Source organism: Bacteroides acidifaciens (genome assembly GCF_024623065.1).
GTDB lineage: Bacteria > Bacteroidota > Bacteroidia > Bacteroidales > Bacteroidaceae > Bacteroides > Bacteroides acidifaciens.
The window spans coordinates 1-20,222 of record NZ_JANJZR010000075.1 but is presented as its reverse complement, the minus strand read 5'-3'; the positions used below and the strand labels follow the sequence as shown (position 1 = coordinate 20,222).

21 protein-coding genes and 1 pseudogene are annotated in these 20,222 nt (G+C 40.9%); 18 read left to right on the top strand and 4 right to left on the bottom strand.

Annotation, left to right across the window (positions count from 1 at the left end):
* Window positions 1–444: 444 nt before the first annotated feature.
* From NSB03_RS16655 to NSB03_RS16645, 3 genes are read right to left on the bottom strand one after another with little or no spacing between them, the layout of a single operon-like run.
* Window positions 445–702 (bottom strand): hypothetical protein, encoded by a 258-nt coding sequence (locus tag NSB03_RS16655; protein ID WP_217938137.1) that lies wholly within the window; start codon window positions 700–702, stop codon window positions 445–447.
* A gap of 3 nt (window positions 703–705) precedes the next feature.
* A complete protein-coding gene (locus NSB03_RS16650) occupies window positions 706–1,068 on the bottom strand; it encodes a phage holin family protein (RefSeq protein WP_121765247.1) in 363 nt (120 codons plus the stop codon).
* Between the two features lie 32 nt (window positions 1,069–1,100).
* Window positions 1,101–1,310: a YtxH domain-containing protein gene (locus tag NSB03_RS16645; RefSeq protein ID WP_005677876.1), complete on the bottom strand. Its 210-nt coding sequence runs from the start codon at window positions 1,308–1,310 to the stop codon at window positions 1,101–1,103.
* Window positions 1,311–1,462: 152 nt separating this feature from the next.
* Here NSB03_RS16645 and NSB03_RS16640 point away from each other — a divergent pair, with 152 nt between their 5' ends.
* From NSB03_RS16640 to NSB03_RS16555, 18 genes are all read left to right on the top strand, one after another.
* Window positions 1,463–2,284 (top strand): SDR family oxidoreductase, encoded by an 822-nt coding sequence (locus NSB03_RS16640; protein ID WP_371826233.1) that lies wholly within the window; start codon window positions 1,463–1,465, stop codon window positions 2,282–2,284.
* A gap of 116 nt (window positions 2,285–2,400) precedes the next feature.
* A complete protein-coding gene (locus tag NSB03_RS16635; RefSeq protein ID WP_024988244.1) occupies window positions 2,401–2,895 on the top strand; it encodes an SPOR domain-containing protein in 495 nt (164 codons plus the stop codon).
* A 253-nt stretch (window positions 2,896–3,148) separates the two neighbouring features.
* Window positions 3,149–3,973: a 3'(2'),5'-bisphosphate nucleotidase CysQ gene (gene cysQ / locus NSB03_RS16630; RefSeq protein ID WP_024988245.1), complete on the top strand. Its 825-nt coding sequence runs from the start codon at window positions 3,149–3,151 to the stop codon at window positions 3,971–3,973.
* 11 nt (window positions 3,974–3,984) lie between these two features.
* The gene (locus tag NSB03_RS16625; protein ID WP_217938136.1) at window positions 3,985–5,538 is read left to right on the top strand and encodes an SLC13 family permease; all 1,554 of its coding nucleotides are present in this window, start codon (window positions 3,985–3,987) and stop codon (window positions 5,536–5,538) included.
* A 16-nt stretch (window positions 5,539–5,554) separates the two neighbouring features.
* On the top strand, window positions 5,555–6,163 hold the full coding sequence (cysC, locus tag NSB03_RS16620) for an adenylyl-sulfate kinase (protein ID WP_024988246.1): 609 nt from the start codon (window positions 5,555–5,557) through the stop codon (window positions 6,161–6,163).
* An 83-nt stretch (window positions 6,164–6,246) separates the two neighbouring features.
* Window positions 6,247–7,158, top strand: coding sequence for a sulfate adenylyltransferase subunit CysD (cysD, locus tag NSB03_RS16615; RefSeq protein ID WP_024988247.1), 912 nt, complete (start codon window positions 6,247–6,249; stop codon window positions 7,156–7,158).
* 12 nt (window positions 7,159–7,170) lie between these two features.
* A complete protein-coding gene (gene cysN, locus NSB03_RS16610) occupies window positions 7,171–8,631 on the top strand; it encodes a sulfate adenylyltransferase subunit CysN (protein WP_024988248.1) in 1,461 nt (486 codons plus the stop codon).
* 82 nt (window positions 8,632–8,713) lie between these two features.
* The gene (locus NSB03_RS16605; RefSeq protein ID WP_024988249.1) at window positions 8,714–9,820 is read left to right on the top strand and encodes a cholesterol-responsive sulfotransferase; all 1,107 of its coding nucleotides are present in this window, start codon (window positions 8,714–8,716) and stop codon (window positions 9,818–9,820) included.
* A 25-nt stretch (window positions 9,821–9,845) separates the two neighbouring features.
* On the top strand, window positions 9,846–10,814 hold the full coding sequence (locus tag NSB03_RS16600; protein WP_024988250.1) for a PCMD domain-containing protein: 969 nt from the start codon (window positions 9,846–9,848) through the stop codon (window positions 10,812–10,814).
* 314 nt (window positions 10,815–11,128) lie between these two features.
* Complete coding sequence (locus tag NSB03_RS16595) at window positions 11,129–12,274, top strand: OmpA family protein (RefSeq protein WP_024988251.1); 1,146 nt, start codon at window positions 11,129–11,131, stop codon at window positions 12,272–12,274.
* 75 nt (window positions 12,275–12,349) lie between these two features.
* A complete protein-coding gene (gene ruvX / locus NSB03_RS16590) occupies window positions 12,350–12,769 on the top strand; it encodes a Holliday junction resolvase RuvX (protein WP_024988252.1) in 420 nt (139 codons plus the stop codon).
* Between the two features lie 46 nt (window positions 12,770–12,815).
* Window positions 12,816–13,370, top strand: a complete 555-nt coding sequence (gene def / locus NSB03_RS16585; RefSeq protein WP_024988253.1) for a peptide deformylase — start codon at window positions 12,816–12,818, stop codon at window positions 13,368–13,370.
* 76 nt (window positions 13,371–13,446) lie between these two features.
* Window positions 13,447–15,477: a tetratricopeptide repeat protein gene (locus NSB03_RS16580; RefSeq protein WP_121765301.1), complete on the top strand. Its 2,031-nt coding sequence runs from the start codon at window positions 13,447–13,449 to the stop codon at window positions 15,475–15,477.
* An 82-nt stretch (window positions 15,478–15,559) separates the two neighbouring features.
* Complete coding sequence (gene thrS / locus NSB03_RS16575) at window positions 15,560–17,500, top strand: threonine--tRNA ligase (protein WP_024988254.1); 1,941 nt, start codon at window positions 15,560–15,562, stop codon at window positions 17,498–17,500.
* A 72-nt stretch (window positions 17,501–17,572) separates the two neighbouring features.
* Window positions 17,573–18,172 carry a translation initiation factor IF-3 gene (infC, locus tag NSB03_RS16570; protein WP_024988255.1) on the top strand — a complete coding sequence of 200 codons (600 nt, stop codon included), beginning with the start codon at window positions 17,573–17,575 and terminating at the stop codon, window positions 18,170–18,172.
* A 68-nt stretch (window positions 18,173–18,240) separates the two neighbouring features.
* Window positions 18,241–18,438, top strand: coding sequence for a 50S ribosomal protein L35 (rpmI, locus tag NSB03_RS16565; RefSeq protein ID WP_024988256.1), 198 nt, complete (start codon window positions 18,241–18,243; stop codon window positions 18,436–18,438).
* Window positions 18,439–18,536: 98 nt separating this feature from the next.
* A complete protein-coding gene (rplT, locus tag NSB03_RS16560; RefSeq protein WP_004297540.1) occupies window positions 18,537–18,887 on the top strand; it encodes a 50S ribosomal protein L20 in 351 nt (116 codons plus the stop codon).
* 358 nt (window positions 18,888–19,245) lie between these two features.
* The gene (locus NSB03_RS16555; protein ID WP_024988257.1) at window positions 19,246–20,007 is read left to right on the top strand and encodes an EFR1 family ferrodoxin; all 762 of its coding nucleotides are present in this window, start codon (window positions 19,246–19,248) and stop codon (window positions 20,005–20,007) included.
* Here the strand turns inward: NSB03_RS16555 and NSB03_RS16550 are convergent.
* A pseudogene (locus NSB03_RS16550) lies at window positions 19,987–20,094 on the bottom strand (xanthine phosphoribosyltransferase); the annotation flags it as partial. The gene NSB03_RS16555 and the pseudogene NSB03_RS16550 sit on opposite strands and share 21 nt — an antisense overlap.
* Window positions 20,095–20,222 lie beyond the last annotated feature (128 nt).

The window sequence follows — 20,222 nt, the reverse complement described above, 5'->3', positions numbered from 1 at the left end:
TAAATATACATAAAAGTTCTCTCATATCAGCGGATAGAGAGAACTTTTTTTTCGGTGGGGACTTTTTAGTCAGCCCCAACTCGCAAAGCACTATGTTATTAACGGGTACAGTAGGTACACTTTTTTCGGGGCTTTCTACACACACACATGCGTATGTGTATGCGCTCGCGTATTTATAAGGTACACGCGAAAAAAAACTTATATATGAGTTTTTGGGGTACTTCTATTTGTTTGTGTTTCGAATAATATCGCATTACATAATGTACATGTAGCAGGTAGTATGAATTATGGTAAATAATAGAATTTTTAATTAGCTTTTTGATATTCTATACCTTATTATCACGCGCACGTGTGTGTGGAAAATGAGTGGGGTGTACCTGCTGTACCTATTGTACCTCTCCAGTTGTTTAATACCTCACGAATAAGTACGAAAAATGGGTCATCTTATTTCAGTTTCCTGAAATACGCACGCACCTTCCGCATAATCTTAATTCCCATCATCACTCCATCAAAGACAGCCATACCTGTATTGAACGAGCGCATGATGGCGTCCGCCTTATTGGCTGTCGGAGCAACAGGAGCGAATATTTCGCGGGTAGTGGTAATTATTGCTTTTTTCTGGACCTGAATCTCATGTTGTAATTGCTTTTTACGTTCGGCAATTTCTTCTAAAGTATATTTATGTACTGTCTGCGAACTCATAACTTATTTATTTGAATCGGTTAGAAATAAATTAGCGAGGAAATTGACTAAGGGTGAGATGATAAGTCGCTTCCGGAAAATGACAATGATAGCAATGATGGCAAGATTGATACCTGCAATGATGGCAAAACTTGCCATGAGTCCTCCTACGAATGGTTCCAAAATATAAGCCAGTGTGAAAAATAGATAAAACAGGGCTACCATGCCAAGAATAATTAGTATTAAAACCATGATTAACGTTGAGAAAAGTATGGTTAACTTTTCTGTTAATTCTAATTTGGCATATTCTTTTTGAAATTCCAAATACTTCTTGAACTCGAAAAATAATTGTTGAAAATTCTCAATACTTTTATCATTCCCAAACATAGTTGCTCTGTTTTTAGTCTTTTGTTACTCACTTACTCTGCTATTTCTCCTTTCATCTCGGCAGCAATCTCGTCTACGAGATTTTCCATTTCACTGCGGTTGAGTTTGATTCCTTTCTTACGTAGAATCTCGGCGATCTTATGACGGGTATCTTCTCCCTTTTCAGGAGCAAACAAAATACCAAGGGCTGCGCCTACGGCTGCACCACCTAAAAAAGCTGCTAATACATTCAATCCTTTCATAATTTGTAATATTTAAAATGATTACGATACAACAAATATAACATTTTTATCGAAAGGTTGTTCATGAAAACGAAGAAAAAGTGCTTGGTTTTATAATTCTTTTTTTCTTTTATGGTTTAATCTTATTTAACGGGCCTTCGAGACTAACCAATATGACTAAAGGCGTACTTTTGCTACCGAATATTATAAACCAAAACATAATGGATAATAAAATTGTTTTAATTACTGGCGCAACTAGCGGAATTGGTAAAGCTTGTGCCCGTAAATTTGCGAAAGAAGGATGGAACCTGATTTTGAATGCTCGTAATGCTTCAAAATTGGAGACGTTGATATATGAGTTGAAGGTGGAATATCCCAAAGTGGTGACGTGGGCGTTTCTTTGTGACGTAAGTAGTCGTAGAAAGATTGAGGCAGCACTGGAAGAGTTGCCACGAGAATGGGCTGAAATCGATTTGCTGATAAACAATGCCGGACTGGTGATCGGGGTGGACAAGGAGTTCGAAGGCAGCCTGGATGAATGGGATATCATGATTGATACGAATATAAAAGGATTATTGACAATGACACGTCTTGTGGTTCCCGGTATGGTGGAACGCGGACGGGGGCATGTTATCAATATCGGTTCCATTGCCGGTGACGCTGCTTATCCGGGCGGAAGTGTGTATTGTGCCACTAAGGCTGCCGTGAAAGCGCTTTCGGACGGCTTGCGTATTGATTTAGTAGATACTCCGTTAAGGGTTACGAACATTAAACCGGGTATGGTGGAGACGAATTTTTCAGTGGTGCGTTATCGGGGCGACAAGGAAGCTGCTGATAATTTCTACAAGGGAATACGTCCGTTGACAGGAGATGATATCGCCGAAACGGTTTATTTTGCAGCATCGGCTCCGGAGCATATTCAGATTGCGGAAGTGCTTTTGATGCCTACCAACCAGGCAACGGGGACGATTTCTTACAAGAAAAAGCAGGAATAGACGTTTTTTTGACGGATTTCTTTGCCGGATGATAAAATTTCTATTATTTTGTTGCCCGAAACTAAATATAGATAGACGGGAACGTTGAATTATTAATTAAAATAGAGTATAGGATTATGAAAAAATTAGTCGTATTAGGAATGGGAATATGCTTGGTACTGGCATTTGCTTCTTGTAAATCCAGTGAAAGTGCCTATAAGAAAGCTTATGAGAAAGCGAAACAGCAGGAACTGGCAGAGCCGCAAGTGGAAGCTCCGGTAGAGGTGACTCCGGTAGTTGCAGCTCCTGTGACAACGCCTAAAGTGGCAGATACATCCGGTGTTCGTCAGGAAAAGGTGACAGTGGTTTCCGGTAATGAAGGATTGAAAGATTATAGCGTTGTGGTTGGTAGCTTCGGTGTGAAAGCAAATGCAGAAGGTCTGAAAGACTGGTTAGACGCACAAGGTTATCACTCTACTATCGCATTTAATGCAGACAAGGCAATGTATCGTGTTATTGTAAGTTCATTTGCTGATAAAGCTGCTGCTGCCGAAGCTCGCGACGCATTCAAGGCTAAGTATCCGAACCGTTCGGATTTCCAGGGAGCTTGGTTGCTGTATCGCGTATATTGATTTCTTTTTGGTAATATATATTGGAGAGGACAAGCGCTCTTTCCAAATAAGAAGGCGGTAACTGGGAAGTTACTGCTTTTTTATTGAGAGAGAAGAAGGATTATTCCGTTTAGATATTTTTATCTTTCTACTAAAAGAAGTTATAAATGATAGTGGGGAAACTTTTATAGCAAAGAAAGTTTTTACTTTTGTCAATTCTTAATTTGGATGATTCACAGCCTTAATGAAAATAAGGTATTAATGAAGGGATTGAATGGAACAAAAATATGTAATGGCTGCCATTGACGCGGCATTAAAAGCTGGTAAAGAAATACTTTCTATTTATGAAGATCCGGCATCGGACTTCGAAATAGAACGAAAAGCTGATAACTCTCCGCTGACAATAGCAGACAGGAAGGCGCATGAGGCGATTGTCGCTATTTTAGACGGGACTCCTTTTCCTGTTCTTAGTGAAGAAGGGAAGCATCTGGATTATGAAACCCGTCGTACATGGGATACTTTATGGGTTGTAGATCCGCTGGACGGGACGAAAGAGTTTATCAAGCGCAACGGTGAATTTACTGTAAATATAGCTCTGGTGCAGAATTCCGTACCTGTGATGGGGGTTATTTATGTACCGGTAAGAAAAGAACTTTATTTTGCGGTTGAAGGTGTAGGAGCTTACAAATGTTCCGGTATTATCGGCTTGGAAGATGACGGAGTATCATTGGAGCAGTTGATAAAGGAGTCGGACCGGATACCGTTGGAAGATGTCCGAGAGCGTTTTATTGTAGTGGCTTCCCGCTCGCATCTTTCGCCGGAAACGGAAGAATATATCGCAGATTTGAAGAGGAAATATGGCAGCGTTGAGTTGATATCCAGCGGAAGTTCTATCAAAATCTGTCTGGTAGCAGAAGGAAAGGCTGATGTGTATCCGCGTTTCGCTCCAACGATGGAATGGGACACGGCTGCCGGACATGCGATAGCTCGTGTCGCCGGAATGGAAGTGTATCAGGCTGGAAAAGACGAACCTTTACGATATAACAAGAAAGATTTATTGAATCCTTGGTTTATCGTTGAGCCCAAAAGAGAACACTAATTAATGTTTATATGACATTTGAAATTGTATTTGTACTATTATCCCTATTAGGAATGGTAGCTGCTTTGGTTGCGGACAAAATGCGACCGGGTATGGTACTTTTTTCAGTAGTGGTTTTATTTTTGTGTGTCGGTATCCTGACTCCTAAAGAGATGCTTGAAGGGTTCAGCAATAAGGGGATGATTACCGTTGCTTTGCTGTTTCTGGTGAGTGAAGGTATTCGTCAGTCGGGTACATTGGGGCAAGTGATTAAGAAATTGCTACCTCAGGGTAAGACAACTGTGTTTAAGGCGCAGTTGCGTATCTTGCCTTCGGTTGCGTTTATTTCCGCTTTCCTGAATAATACTCCTGTTGTGGTCATTTTTGCTCCGATTATCAAGCACTGGGCAAGGTCGGTCAAGCTCCCTGCTACAAAGTTTTTGATTCCTCTTTCATATGTGACTATTCTGGGGGGTATTTGTACGCTAATCGGCACTTCTACGAATTTGGTAGTGCACGGAATGATATTGGAAGCCGGCTTTGAAGGCTTTTCGATGTTTGAACTCGGAAAGGTGGGAATCTTTATCGCAATAGCCGGGATTATTTATCTTTTTGTTTTCTCGAAACGCTTGTTGCCCGATGCGCGTCCGGATACGGCTGTACCTGATGAGGATGTGGAAGAAGGAGAAAAGCTACATAGAGTGGAAGCTGTTTTGGGTGCCCGTTTTCCCGGTATCAATAAAAAGTTGAAGGATTTTAATTTCCAGCGTCATTATGGTGTCGAAGTGAAGGAAATCAAGACACGTAGCGGACAACGATTTGTGGATAATCTGAATGATGTGGTACTTCACGAAGGTGATACGCTGGTGGTGATGGCGGATGATACATTTATCCCGACATGGGGCGAATCTTCGGTATTCGTGCTGTTGACTAATGGAAATGAGCCGGATACTACGGGGAAAAAGAAACGTTGGTTTGCTTTGCTGTTATTGGTATTGATGATTGTCGGCGCAACAGTGGGGGAACTTCCGGTAACGAAGGAATTATTTCCGAACATTAAGCTGGATATGTTTTTCTTTGTTTCTATTACTACTATTATCATGGCATGGACGAATCTGTTCCCTGCCCGTAAATATACTAAATATATCTCATGGGATATTCTCATTACTATTGCCTGTGCATTTGCTATCAGCAAGGCGATGGTGAACTCGGGGGTGGCCGATTGCGTCGCGAAGTTCATTATCGGGCTGAGTGACGACTACGGACCGCACGTGCTACTTGTAATGTTGTTTATCATCACGAATCTGTTTACGGAGCTGATTACAAACAATGCGGCTGCGGCTTTGGCATTCCCGTTGGCGTTGTCCATTGCTGCCCAGTTGGGGGTAAGCCCGACGCCCTTCTTTGTTGTGATCTGTATGGCTGCGTCTGCCAGCTTCTCTACACCTATCGGTTATCAGACTAATTTGATTATACAGGGTATCGGTAACTATAAGTTTACGGATTTTGTTCGTATCGGTTTGCCGCTTAATATCATTACTTTCTTAATCTCTGTTATTCTGATTCCGATGATTTGGAACTTTTAATAAAACTAATTTATAAATGGAAGAAAAGAATCATATATATCCTATTTTCGACCGCATGATGACACGCCGGGACAAAGAAGAACTTCTAGGGCAACATAGCGTAATGATCTGGTTTACCGGATTGAGCGGGTCGGGGAAAAGTACAATTGCTATTGCGTTGGAACGTGAACTCCACAAGCGCGGATTGCTTTGCCGTATCTTGGATGGGGATAATATCCGTAGTGGAATTAATAATAACCTGGGATTCTCTGAAACGGACCGGGTGGAAAATATTCGTCGTATAGCTGAAGTGTCTAAGCTGTTCCTAGATAGCGGTATCATTACGATTGCCGCATTTATCAGCCCTAATAATGATATTCGCGAAATGGCTGCAAATATCATTGGTAAGGATGACTTTCTGGAAATTTTCGTGAGCACTCCACTAGAAGAGTGTGAGAAACGTGATGTGAAAGGGTTATATGCGAAGGCACGGAAGGGAGAGATTCCGAATTTTACAGGAATTTCCGCACCATTTGAGGTGCCGGAACATCCGGCTTTGTCACTGGATACTTCTCAATTGACTTTGGAAGAATCGGTGAACAGTTTGTTGGAACTTGTTTTGCCAAAAGTGAAGAATATAAAATGAAGAATGAGGAATTAGGGATGAAGAATTAGTGTGCGGTTATCAGCAAATTCATAATTCGTAATTCATAATTCATAATTTTAAAAATAATGGAAGAATATAAATTAAGCCACTTGAAGGAACTTGAAGCAGAGTCTATTCATATCATCCGCGAGGTGGCGGCGGAATTTGAGAATCCGGTGATGCTTTACAGTATCGGTAAGGATTCTTCGGTGATGGTACGTTTGGCTGAAAAAGCGTTTGCTCCGGGTAAGGTGCCATTCCCGTTGATGCACATCGATTCGAAATGGAAATTCAAGGAGATGATTCAGTTCCGTGATGAATATGCGAAGAAGTACGGATGGAATCTGATTGTGGAAAGTAATATGGAGGCTTTTCAGGCAGGGGTAGGACCTTTCACGCATGGAAGTAAGGTGCATACGGACCTGATGAAGACGCAGGCGTTGCTTCAAGCGCTGGATAAATATAAGTTTGACGCTGCATTCGGTGGAGCCCGCCGTGATGAGGAAAAGTCACGCGCGAAGGAACGTATTTTCTCTTTCCGGGATAAATTCCATCAATGGGATCCGAAAAATCAACGTCCTGAATTGTGGGATATTTATAATGCCCGTGTGCACAAGGGGGAGAGTATCCGTGTATTTCCGATTAGTAACTGGACAGAGTTGGACATCTGGCAGTATATTCGTTTAGAGAATATTCCGATTGTTCCGCTTTATTATGCTAAGGAACGTCCGGTGATTAATTTGGATGGTAATATCATTATGGCGGATGATGAGCGTCTGCCCGAAAAGTACCGGGATCAGATTGAAATGAAGATGGTTCGTTTCCGTACGTTGGGCTGCTGGCCGCTGACCGGTGCGGTGGAAAGTGGGGCGGCTACCATCGAAGAGATTGTGGAAGAAATGATGACTACCACCAAGAGTGAACGTACTACTCGTGTGATTGATTTTGATCAGGAGGGTAGTATGGAGCAAAAGAAACGTGAAGGATACTTTTAATTGTAACTAGTAATGGCAGATAATAAATTAGATATAAAAGCTTTTCTGGACAAGGATGAACAGAAAGATTTATTGAGACTGTTGACGGCAGGTTCGGTGGATGACGGAAAATCAACATTGATCGGACGCTTGTTATTTGACAGTAAGAAATTGTATGAGGACCAGTTGGATGCACTGGAACGTGATAGTAAGCGTGTAGGAAATGCAGGTGAGCATATCGACTATGCGTTATTGCTGGATGGTTTGAAAGCTGAACGTGAACAAGGAATTACGATTGATGTGGCTTATCGCTATTTTTCTACTAATGGACGTAAGTTTATCATTGCGGATACTCCAGGGCACGAACAGTACACCCGTAACATGATTACCGGCGGATCTACGGCGAACTTGGCTATCATTTTGGTGGATGCTCGTACGGGAGTGATTACCCAGACTCGTCGTCACACTTTCCTGGTGTCTTTGCTGGGGATTAAACATGTGGTGTTGGCTGTCAACAAGATGGACTTGGTGGATTTCTCCGAAGAGCGTTTTAATGAAATTGTAGCTGACTATAAGAAGTTTGTTACTCCATTGGGGATTCCGGACGTAAACTGCATTCCGCTTTCTGCATTGGATGGGGATAACGTGGTGGATAAGTCAGAACGTACTCCGTGGTATAAGGGAATTTCTTTACTTGATTTCCTTGAAACGGTTCATATTGACAATGACCATAACTTTGCAGATTTCCGTTTCCCGGTTCAGTATGTGCTTCGTCCGAATCTGGATTTCAGAGGATTTTGCGGTAAAGTGGCATCGGGGATTGTTCGCAAAGGCGATACAGTGATGGCACTTCCTTCCGGAAAAACATCTAAGGTGAAGAGCATCGTGACTTACGACGGGGAGTTGGATTATGCCTTCCCACCGCAGTCTGTGACTTTGACGCTGGAAGATGAAATCGATGTGTCACGTGGTGAAATGTTGGTGCATCCTGACAATCTGCCGACTGTGGATCGTAACTTCGAAGCTATGATGGTTTGGATGGATGAAGAACCGATGGATATTAATAAATCGTTCTTTATTAAGCAGACTACCAATTTGAGCCGTACGCGCATCGATACGATAAAGTATAAGGTGGATGTGAATACAATGGAACATCTGTCTTTGGAGAATGGTCAGTTGACCAAAGAGACTTTGCCTTTGCAATTGAATCAGATTGCCCGCGTGGTATTGACTACGGCTAAAGAGCTGTTCTTTGATCCTTATAAGAAAAATAAATCGTGCGGTTCTTTTATCTTGATTGATCCGATCACCAATAATACTTCAGCGGTAGGTATGATTATCGACCGGGTGGAAATGAAAGATATGAGTGATACGGAAGATGTTCCGGTATTGGATATGACGAAGCTGGGAATTGCTCCGGAGCATTATGAAGCGGTAGAAAAAGCTGTGAAGGAGTTGGAACGTCAGGGCTTTGCCGTACGACTAATAAAATAGATTGTTAAACAATAATTTGGAAGTTGGAAATGATGGTTTTACTGTCATTTCTAATTTTCAGTTTTAAATTTTAATTCATAAAGTGGGATTACTCGAATTTAATAAACTTCCGATTAATACATTGGTAGGTGCCGACTGGAAGACATTTAAGGCTATTACTGCCGGTCGTGAAATTGATGCAGCCTACAAGGGGAAATATCGACTGACCAAGGCTGTGTGTCGCTTGCTTTCTCCATTGGCGTCATTACAAGACAAACGTTACGAGAAACTGCTCGCTAATCAGCCTTTGGAGCATGATCCGGTATTCATTCTGGGACACTGGCGAAGCGGAACTACGTTTGTACATAATGTGTTCTCTTGTGACAAGCATTTTGGGTATAACACTACTTATCAGACTGTATTTCCTCATCTGATGATGTGGGGACAACCATTCTTCAAAAAGAATATGAGTTGGTTGATGCCGGATAAGCGTCCGACGGATAATATGGAACTGGCAGTGGATCTTCCTCAGGAAGAGGAGTTTGCTTTGTCGAACATGATGCCTTATACCTATTACAATTTCTGGTTTCTGCCGAAGTATCAGCAGGAGTACGCTGATAAATATCTTTTGTTTGATGATATAACGGATGCCGAATTGAAGGTGTTTGAAGAGGTGTTCACTAAATTGATTAAGATTTCTTTGTGGAATACTCACGGTACTCAATTTCTTAGTAAGAATCCTCCGCATACCGGAAGGGTGAAGGAATTGGTGAAAATGTTCCCGAATGCTAAGTTTATCTACCTGGTGCGTAACCCGTATACCGTATTCGAATCTACACGCAGTTTCTTTACAAATACGATTCAACCGTTGAAATTGCAGGATGTCAGCAATGAACAATTGGAGGAAAATATCCTTTCTATCTATGCAAAGCTTTATCATAAGTATGAATCGGATAAGAAATTTATTCCGGAAGGTAACCTGATAGAAGTGAAATTTGAAGATTTCGAAGCGGATGCGATGGGCATGACGGAAGCTATTTATAAGTCTCTTTCTATCCCGGGATTTGCCGAAGCACGTAGTGATATAGAAAAATATGTGGGCGGAAAGAAAGGATATAAGAAGAATAAATATAAGTATGATGACCGTACGATTCAATTGGTAGAAAAGAACTGGGATTTTGCTTTGAAACAATGGGATTATAAATTATAAGAAGAAAAAGAAAGGAAAAGTATTGATGATTCAGAAAAGTATTCATCGCCTGTTGATGACAGGTTTCGTTGCATTTATTTCTTCCTTGTCTTTGATGGCGCAACATAAAGTTGAAATGGTTCCTTTTGGGGACATGGATCAATGGATAGACCGTCAGATAAAGGAGTCGAGCATTATTGGCGGAAATACTAAGAATGTATATGAGATAGGACCGACGTCGGTGATTAAGGGAGATCAGGTTTATAAGAATATGGGTGGATCGCCTTGGGCTACTTCAAATGTGATGGCGAAAGTGGCCGGTATCACGAAAACCAATACTTCGGTTTTTCCGGAAAAGCGGGGAGATGGCTACTGTGCACGTTTGGATACGCGCATGGAAAGTGTGAAAGTGCTGGGATTGGTTAATATTACAGTGCTGGCGGCAGGCTCTATCTTTACCGGTTCGGTACATGAACCGATTAAAGGTACTAAAAATCCGCAGAAAATGTTGCAGACGGGTATTCCGTTTACAAAAAAACCGGTTGCTCTTCAGTTTGATTACAAGGTGAAGATGTCTGACCGGAAGAATCGTATTCGTGCTACCGGTTTCAGTAAGATTACGGATGTACCCGGAAAAGATTATCCGGCAGCTATTCTGTTTTTGCAGAAGCGTTGGGAAGATGCAGAGGGAAATGTATATGCCAAGCGTATTGGTACGATGGTGACCTATTACTATCATTCAACGGATTGGAAGAATAATGTTTCTTATGAGATTATGTATGGTGACATAACAGGTCGTCCTGAATATAAAGCCCACATGATGCGTTTGCAGGTTACTGAAAGTTATACGGTCAACAGTAAAGGTGAAAGTGTGCCTATTCATGAAGTGGCTTGGGGGAATGAGGAAGATGTCCCGACTCACATGTGTCTTCAGTTTACATCCAGTCATGGGGGGGCTTATGTCGGTTCGCCGGGAAATTCACTATGGATTGATAATGTAAAATTGGTATATTAATAAAGGTATAATTCCAATATAAGAAATAGCCGGTGATATGATCTTATTGCCGGCTATTTCTTATATTGATTCTTTTCTGATAAATGCCCTCAGAAGGCTCCTGGAGTTATATGACACTTTTATCATTCCATAAAAATCTATGTATGAATGAAAATTTACGTGATTTTTTGTTTGTGTTATATTAAATATCTATATTTGCATTAATTTTTAGAGAAAAGAATGAACTATGTTGTCTCTTTGTCAGGAGTAGGTATTCAGTTTGATTGCCATCCTGTAAGACAATTGAAATATATTATTTACTAAAATAAATTGAGATGAAAAAGGGTTTATTGTTTATTTTATTAGCAGCAGCTTCAGTATGTCTGCCTGCTCAGGAAAAAGAAAAAGCTGCAAAGAGCTATAGAGTAGAGACAAATCTCTTTGGCGCTAATTGGTTTATTAGCGGTGGCGTCGGTGCACAAATGTACTTTGGTGACAACGACAGTAAGGCTGGTTTTGGAAAACGTCTTGCTCCGGCACTTGATATTGCCGTAGGTAAGTGGTTTACGCCGGGATTGGGATTGCGCGTTGCATATAATGGTCTTCAGGCCAAAGGTGCATCTCCAGAAGCAGGTGATCTCTATGTAAAAGGCGGCACTTATTCTAATGGGTATTACAAACAAAAATGGAATGTTGCTAATTTCCATGGTGATGTGATGCTCAACCTTTCTAATATGTTCTGCGGGTATAACGAGGAACGCGTTTACTCATTTATTCCTTATGTAGGTGTTGGATTGGTACATTCATGGACAAAACCGACAGAGAACAACCTCGGTTTGAATGCAGGTTTGATTAACCGTTTCCGCCTTTCTCCGGCATGGGATCTTAATGTAGAATTACGTGGATTGCTGATGAAGAATTCTTTCGGTGGTGCAAGCAAGGAAGGCATGGCCGGTTTAACTGTAGGTGTTACTTATAAATTCAAGAAACGCGGTTGGGATGCTGTTCCTACTGTTCCTATGGTTCCGGAGAGTCAGTTGAACGATATGAGAGACAGAGTGAATGCCTTGAAGGGTGAAAACGAATCTTTGAAACGCGACTTGGTTGAAGCACGTAATAAGAAACCGGAAGTAATCGTTAAGAAGGAAGTCGTATCTGCTATCCCACGTTTGGTTGTTGTATTCAATATCGGTAAGAGTAATATCGCCAAGAGAGAATATATGAACATTGAGACTATGGCTAAAGCTATCAAAGAAAATTCAGGTAAAGTATATACTGTAACCGGATATGCTGATAAGGGTACTGGCTCTGCTGAATACAACATGAAGTTGAGTAAGAAGAGAGCTGAAGCTGTTCGTGATTTGATGGTTAACGAATTTGGTGTGTCGGCTTCTCAATTGAAGGTTGATTACAAGGGTGGTGTAAGCAATATGTTCTATGATAGCGCTAAACTAAGCCGTGTAGCCATCGTTGAAGAATAATATACATTTGAAATATTATAATAAAAGAGACGTTTCCTTTCATAGGAAACGTCTTTTTTTGTATTTTTGTGCCCCATGAGCAGAATTGTAGCAATAGATTATGGAAGAAAGCGTACGGGGATAGCTGTTAGTGATACAATGCAGCTGATTGCAAATGGCTTGACAACAGTGCCTACGCATGAACTTCTGAACTTTATCGGTGATTATGTAGCGCAAGAACCGGTAGAGCGAATTATTATCGGATTGCCTAAGCAAATGAATAATGAGGTTTCGGAGAATATGAAAAATATAGAACCTTTTGTTCGTTCGCTGAAGAGACGTTTTCCGGAGATTCCTGTTGAGTATGTGGACGAGCGTTTTACGTCTGTTTTAGCGCATCGTACAATGTTGGAAGCGGGGCTGAAAAAGAAAGACCGCCAGAACAAGGCGCTGGTAGATGAGATAAGCGCTACGATTATTTTACAAACATATTTGGAGAGTAAACGTTTTATTTAGTAGATAACAATAGAATAATTTAATTTATCAGTAGAATATAGAAGATATGATTTTACCTATTTATGTATATGGACAGCCTGTTCTGAGAAAGGTGGCTGAGGATATAACACCGGATTATCCGAATTTAAAAGAGTTGATAGCGAATATGTTTGAAACGATGGTGAACGCGGACGGTGTGGGACTAGCTGCTCCACAGATTGGCTTGCCTATCCGTGTTGTCACAATCACTCTGGATCCGCTTTCGGAAGATTATCCTGAATTTAAAGATTTTAATAAGGCTTATATTAATCCTCATATCCTGGAAATAGGCGGTGAGGAAGTGGGCATGGAAGAGGGTTGTCTGAGTCTTCCCGGTATTCATGAAACTGTGAAGAGAGGAGATAAAATTCGTGTGAAATATGTGGACGAGAATTTTGTAGAGCATGAAGAGGAAGTAGAAGGCTACTTGGCTCGTGTCATGCAGCATGAATTTGACCATTTGGACGGCAAAATGTTCATTGACCATATTTCTCCACTTCGTAAGCAGATGATCAGAGGGAAGCTGAATACGATGTTGAAAGGAAAAGCGCGCAGCTCTTATAAGATGAAACAGGTGAAATAAAGATAAAAAACGTTTATATCCCTGTTAAGTAAACGAAAAGCATTATTTTTGCTTCGTTTACAAGCATAAAATGTCGATGATAAAAAGAATATTAACAGTATTATTGCTGTTTCCCACACTGGTATGCGCTCAGATAAATACGGATCGGGTGATGACTATCGCCCGAAATGCTCTTTATTTTGAAGATTATGTACTTTCTATTCAGTACTTTAATCAGGTGATTAATGCTAAGCCTTATCTGTATGAGCCTTATTTTTTCAGGGCGTTGGCTAAATTGAACCTGGAAGATTTTCAAGGTGCTGAGATGGACTGTGACGCGGCTATTCAACGGAATCCGTTCGTGGTAGGTGCCTATCAGGTACGTGGTTTGGCAAGAATCCGCCAAAGTAAATTTGACGGTGCTATTGAAGATTATCAGAAGGCTTTGCATTATGACCCGGAGAATATTACTTTGTGGCATAATCTGGCATTATCTCATATTCAGAAAAAGGATTATAGCTCGGCGAAAGAGGATTTGGAGAGCTTGCTTACAGTAGCCCCGCGTTATACCCGTGCTTATCTGATGAGGGGGGAAGTTTCATTGCAGCAGAAAGATACGATTGCTGCCTTGACTGACTTTAATAAAGCGCTTGATTTGGATAAGTATGATCCGGATGCATGGGCTGCAAGAGCGGTTGTGAGATTGCAGCAGTCTAAATATGCGGAAGCTGAGTCGGACTTTGACCGTGCAATCCATTTAAGTGCCAAAAATGCAGGTAATTATATTAATCGGGCATTAGCACGGTTTCATCAGAATAATTTGAGAGGGGCTATGAGTGATTATGATTTGGCATTGGATATAGACCCCAATAATTTTATCGGGCATTATAACCGTGGTTTGCTTCGTGCCCGGGTAGGGGATGACAACCGTGCAATCGAAGATTTTGATTTTGTAATCAAAATGGAACCGGACAATATGATGGCGGTATTTAACCGTGGTTTGCTTCGCGCACAAACGGGTGATTACCGCGGAGCAATAAAGGATTACACAACTGTTATCGACCAGTACCCTAACTTTTTGGCAGGATATTATCAGCGGTCGGAAGCCCGCCGGAAGATTGGTGATAAGAAAGGAGCGGAACAGGATGAGTTTAAAGTCATGAAGGCTCAGATTGATAAACAGAATGGTGTGGCGAATAAAGATGTAGCCCAAAATCAGCATAAAGGCAAGGAAGGTGAAAGCGAGGAGGGAGAAAAAACCCGTAAAAAGTCGGATAAGAATATGAATAACTATCGTAAGATAGTCATTGCGGACGACTCTGAAGCTGAACAACGCTACACGAGTGATTATCGTGGACGTGTGCAGGATAAGAATGTAAATATAAAACAGGAACCGATGTTCGCTTTAACTTATTATGAGAAGATGAGTGATGTAAAGCGTTCGGTGAATTTCCACAAATATATTGAGGATCTGAATAGCTCGGGGGTGCTTTCGAAGCGGCTTCGTATAACGAATATGGAGGCTCCGTTGACGGAAGAACAGGTGAAATTCCACTTTGCTTTGATTGATACACATACGTCGGCTATTGTGGCAGATGAAAAGAGTGCTTCAAAACGTTTTGCCCGTGCAATTGATTTTTATCTGGTGCAAGATTTCTCAAGCGCGGTTTCCGATTTGACGCAAACGATTCTGCTGGACGGGGATTTCTTCCCGGCATACTTTATGCGTGCTCTTATTCGTTGTAAACAATTGGAATACCAAAAAGCGGAACAAGCTGCCGAAACGGAGACTTTAGGTGATAAACGCAAAGAGATTACTGCGGTAGATTATGAAGTGGTAAGAAAAGATTTGGATAAGGTAATCACTTTAGCACCGGATTTTGTTTATGCGTATTATAATCGGGCAAATGTATCTGCTATGCTGAAAGATTATCGCGCTGCTGTGGCTGATTATGACAAAGCTGTTGAACTGAATCCGGATTTTGCGGATGCTTATTTTAACAGAGGGCTTACTCATATTTTCTTAGGTAATAATAAATTGGGTATTTCTGATTTAAGTAAGGCAGGTGAGTTAGGTATTGTTTCCGCTTATAATGTAATCAAGCGTTTTACAGATCAAACGGAATAACATTTTTTTGATAAAAAATGGATAACTCAAAAGATTTAGTTACTTTTGCGTTCAAATTGTGAAAATATAACATCATCATATTATGATAAAGATAACATTTCCCGATGGCTCCGTTCGTGAGTATAACGAAGGAGTGAACGGTTTACAGATTGCTGAAAGTATCAGTTCGCGTCTGGCACAGGAAGTGCTGGCATGTGGAGTGAACGGCGAGACTTATGATTTAGGACGTCCTATTAATGAAGATGCTAATTTTGTTCTTTATAAATGGGATGATGAAGAAGGTAAACATGCGTTTTGGCATACAAGTGCACACTTGCTGGCGGAAGCTTTGCAGGAACTTTATCCGGGTATCCAGTTTGGTATCGGACCGGCTATCGAGAACGGATTCTACTATGATGTGGATCCAGGTGAAGCTGTGATTAAAGAAAGCGACCTTCCTGCCATTGAAGCTAAAATGTTGGAACTGGCTGCAAAGAAAGAAAACGTAGTCAGAAAAAGCATTGCAAAGACAGATGCTTTGAAGATGTTTGGCGATCGTGGCGAAACATACAAATGTGAGTTGATCTCTGAGTTGGAAGACGGACATATTACGACTTATACCCAGGGTGCATTTACAGACCTTTGTCGTGGACCTCACTTGATGACGACTGCTCCGATCAAGGCTATCAAGTTGACTTCAGTGGCTGGTGCTTACTGGCGTGGTCATGAAGATCGTAAGATGCTGACCCGTATTTATGGTATCACGTTCCCGAAGAAGAAAATGCTGGATGAATATCTGGTGTTGCTGGAAGAAGCGAAGAAGCGTGACCACCGTAAGATCGGTAAGGAGATGCAGTTGTTTATGTTCTCTGAAACTGTAGGCAAAGGACTGCCTATGTGGTTGCCGAAAGGTACTGCATTGCGTCTGCGTCTGCAAGAGTTCTTGCGTCGTATTCAGACACGTTACGATTATCAGGAAGTAATCACTCCGCCAATCGGTAATAAATTTCTGTATGTCACTTCAGGTCACTATGCAAAATACGGTAAGGATGCATTCCAGCCTATTCATACTCCGGAAGAGGGTGAAGAGTATTTCTTGAAACCGATGAACTGTCCTCACCACTGTGAGATTTACAAGAACTTCCCACGCTCGTATAAGGATCTTCCATTGCGTATTGCAGAATTTGGTACGGTTTGTCGTTATGAACAAAGTGGTGAGTTACACGGCTTAACTCGTGTTCGTAGCTTTACACAGGATGATGCGCATATCTTCTGCCGTCCGGAACAAGTGAAAGATGAATTCCTTCGTGTGATGGATATCATATCTATCGTGTTCAGTTCTATGGATTTCCAGAATTTTGAGGCACAGATATCCTTGCGTGATAAAGTGAACCGTGAAAAGTATATCGGTAGCGATGATAATTGGGAAAAGGCTGAACAGGCTATTATCGAGGCATGTGCGGAAAAAGGTTTGCCTGCTAAGATTGAGTATGGAGAAGCTGCTTTTTATGGCCCTAAACTTGACTTTATGGTGAAAGACGCTATCGGTCGTCGTTGGCAGCTGGGTACTATCCAAGTTGACTATAACTTGCCGGAACGTTTTGAACTTGAATATATGGGTTCTGATAATCAGAAGCATCGTCCGGTAATGATTCACCGTGCTCCGTTTGGATCAATGGAACGTTTTGTTGCCGTACTGATTGAACACACTGCCGGTAAGTTCCCGTTGTGGCTGACACCGGAACAGGTAGTTATTCTGCCAATCAGTGAGAAGTTCAATGAATATGCAGAGCAGGTGAAGATGTATCTGAAGATACACGAAATCCGTGCGATTGTAGATGATCGTAACGAGAAGATTGGCCGTAAGATTCGTGATAATGAGATGAGACGTATTCCTTATATGCTGATTGTCGGTGAAAAAGAAGCTGAAAATGGAGAAGTTTCTGTTCGTAGACAAGGCGAAGGGGATAAAGGAACCATGAAATTTGAAGAATTTGCTAAAATTTTGAACGAAGAAGTTCAGAATATGATAAATAAATGGTAACTTTGCAGCCGTTTCAGAATAAAATATTTAGTATAACAATAAAAAGATCAAACTAGGAAGTAAACGTTTTTAATGAAGAATGACACTCTAAAAGGGCAATACAGAATCAATGAACAGATTCGTGCCAAGGAAGTTCGCATAGTGAGCGATGATATTGAACCGAAAGTATATCCAATCTTTCAGGCTCTCAAAATGGCTGAAGAGAGAGAATTGGATTTAGTGGAAATTTCTCCTAATGCTCAACCCCCTGTTTGTCGTATTATTGATTATTCTAAATTTCTTTATCAATTAAAGAAACGCCAGAAGGAACAGAAAGCGAAGCAGGTGAAGGTTAATGTGAAGGAAATCCGTTTCGGCCCCCAAACAGACGACCATGATTACAACTTTAAGTTGAAGCATGCCAAGGGATTTTTGGCAGACGGCGATAAAGTGAAGGCTTATGTATTCTTTAAAGGTCGCTCCATCCTTTTCAAGGAGCAAGGTGAAGTGTTACTGCTCCGTTTTGCGAATGATCTTGAAGACTATGCGAAAGTAGACCAAATGCCGGTACTTGAAGGAAAGCGTATGACTATCCAACTTTCTCCGAAGAAGAAAGAGGCCTCTAAGAAACCTGCAGCTCCGAAGCCGGCTCCTGTACCGAAAGCAGAAAAGCCGGAAACGAATGAAGAATAAGAAAAGATGCGTAACGCGCAGGTATAGTGCGTTGCCATTATATATTTAATAATTTAAAAACAAGTAAGATGCCAAAGATGAAGACTAACTCCGGTTCTAAAAAAAGGTTTACCCTTACCGGAACAGGTAAAATCAAAAGAAAGCACGCTTTTCATAGTCACATTTTGACTAAGAAATCCAAAAAGAGAAAAAGAAACTTGTGCTACTCTACAACTGTTGATGCAACAAATGTAAGCCAGGTTAAGGAACTCTTAGCAATGAAGTAATCAAAAGCGTAAAAGTATTATTAAAGTATTAACCGAATGCATTAGCCTGAAGTTCGCTACGTGAAGTAGCGGCGCTAACATTCAAAAAAAGTAAAACTATGCCAAGATCAGTAAATCATGTTGCTTCAAAAGCAAGAAGAAAGAAAATTTTGAAATTAACCAGAGGTTACTTTGGTGCAAGAAAGAATGTATGGACCGTAGCTAAAAACACTTGGGAAAAGGGTTTGACTTACGCGTTCCGTGACCGTAGAAATAAGAAAAGAAACTTCCGCGCTCTTTGGATACAACGTATCAATGCTGCTGCACGTCTTGAAGGAATGTCTTATTCTAAATTGATGGGCGGTCTGCACAAAGCCGGTATTGAAATAAACCGTAAGGTTTTAGCTGATTTAGCTATGAATCACCCGGAAGCTTTCAAAGCTGTAGTTGCAAAAGCAAAAGCTGCTTAAGTTTCAATAGTTTATGATTTACAAAGTGTCAGTTGCTAACTTGGTGACTGACACTTTTATTTTGTTAGGCAGATGAAAAGGAATAAAAAAAATGTTAGTAGGCAAACAAAAAACTTTTTTTTCTTGCTAATTTCAGAGATTCTTATTACATTTGTGATACAAAAATATTAGCCGTATCGATTGGATCGGGAAACTCTTCAAATTAATCTGATGCACCGAGAAAGCTTCGTTCTTCAATGGCGGGCCACATCCTTCGGGACAGCTTTAAGCCGGTGGATTACAAAGAGGACGAGCGCTCAAATCTTGTTCTATCAGAGTTTCATCACATCATCGGTACGGCTTTTTTATATACTTTTCTATGATATTTTATTTCTCTGGTACAGGTAATTCTAAGTGGATTGCTAATCAGCTATCCAAGGTACAAAAAGAAGATTTAGTGTTTATTCCTGATGCGTTAAGGGATGGAACGTCGGAGTTTTGTCTACGGGAAGATGAAAAGGTGGGATTTGTGTTTCCAATTTATTCATGGGCACCACCTGCGATTGTTTTACGCTTTATTCAGAAACTTTCTCTGAAAGGATATAATGGGCAATATCTGTTTTTTGTCTGTTCATGTGGAGATGATACCGGGCTTACTCAGAAGGTCTTGACGAAAGCATTAAAATATAAAGGGTGGGAGTGTCATGCCGGTTTTTCTGTGACTATGCCCAATAATTATGTATTGCTTCCGGGCTTTGATGTGGATAATAAAGAACTGGAAAGAAAAAAACTGGCGGAGAGTATTCCGAATCTTAAAAGGATAAATACGTTGATAAGTAGGAAAGAATGTGTGTTCTCTTGTTATGAAGGGAGTATTCCTTTTATCAAGACAAGAATAATCAATCCTTTATTTAACTGTTTTCAGATGTCGCCTGAAAATTTCTATGCTACAAATGCCTGTGTTGGATGCAAATGTTGCGAGAAGAGTTGTCCGGTGAAGAATATAACTATTGTGGAAGGGAAGCCTGTGTGGGGAAAAGATTGTACCTCATGCCTGGCATGTTATCATGTATGTCCTCGGCAAGCAGTGCAATATGGGAAAAGAACAAAAGGAAAGGGGCAATATTTCAACCCCGATTGATTTCGTCAGAATAGGATCCATTTGATGATTGATAAAACTATCTACTTTTAGGATACCCCCTTCGTAGCATTTTCCGTCTTGCAGAATTCTTTTTTAAAGTAATTGCATGCTGTATGATATTAATACATGGATAATTTTAATATTGCTGTCCGGTAAAAAACGACAAAATCATATATTCTCTACAAATATAATAAGTTACACCTGTTTTACGAAAA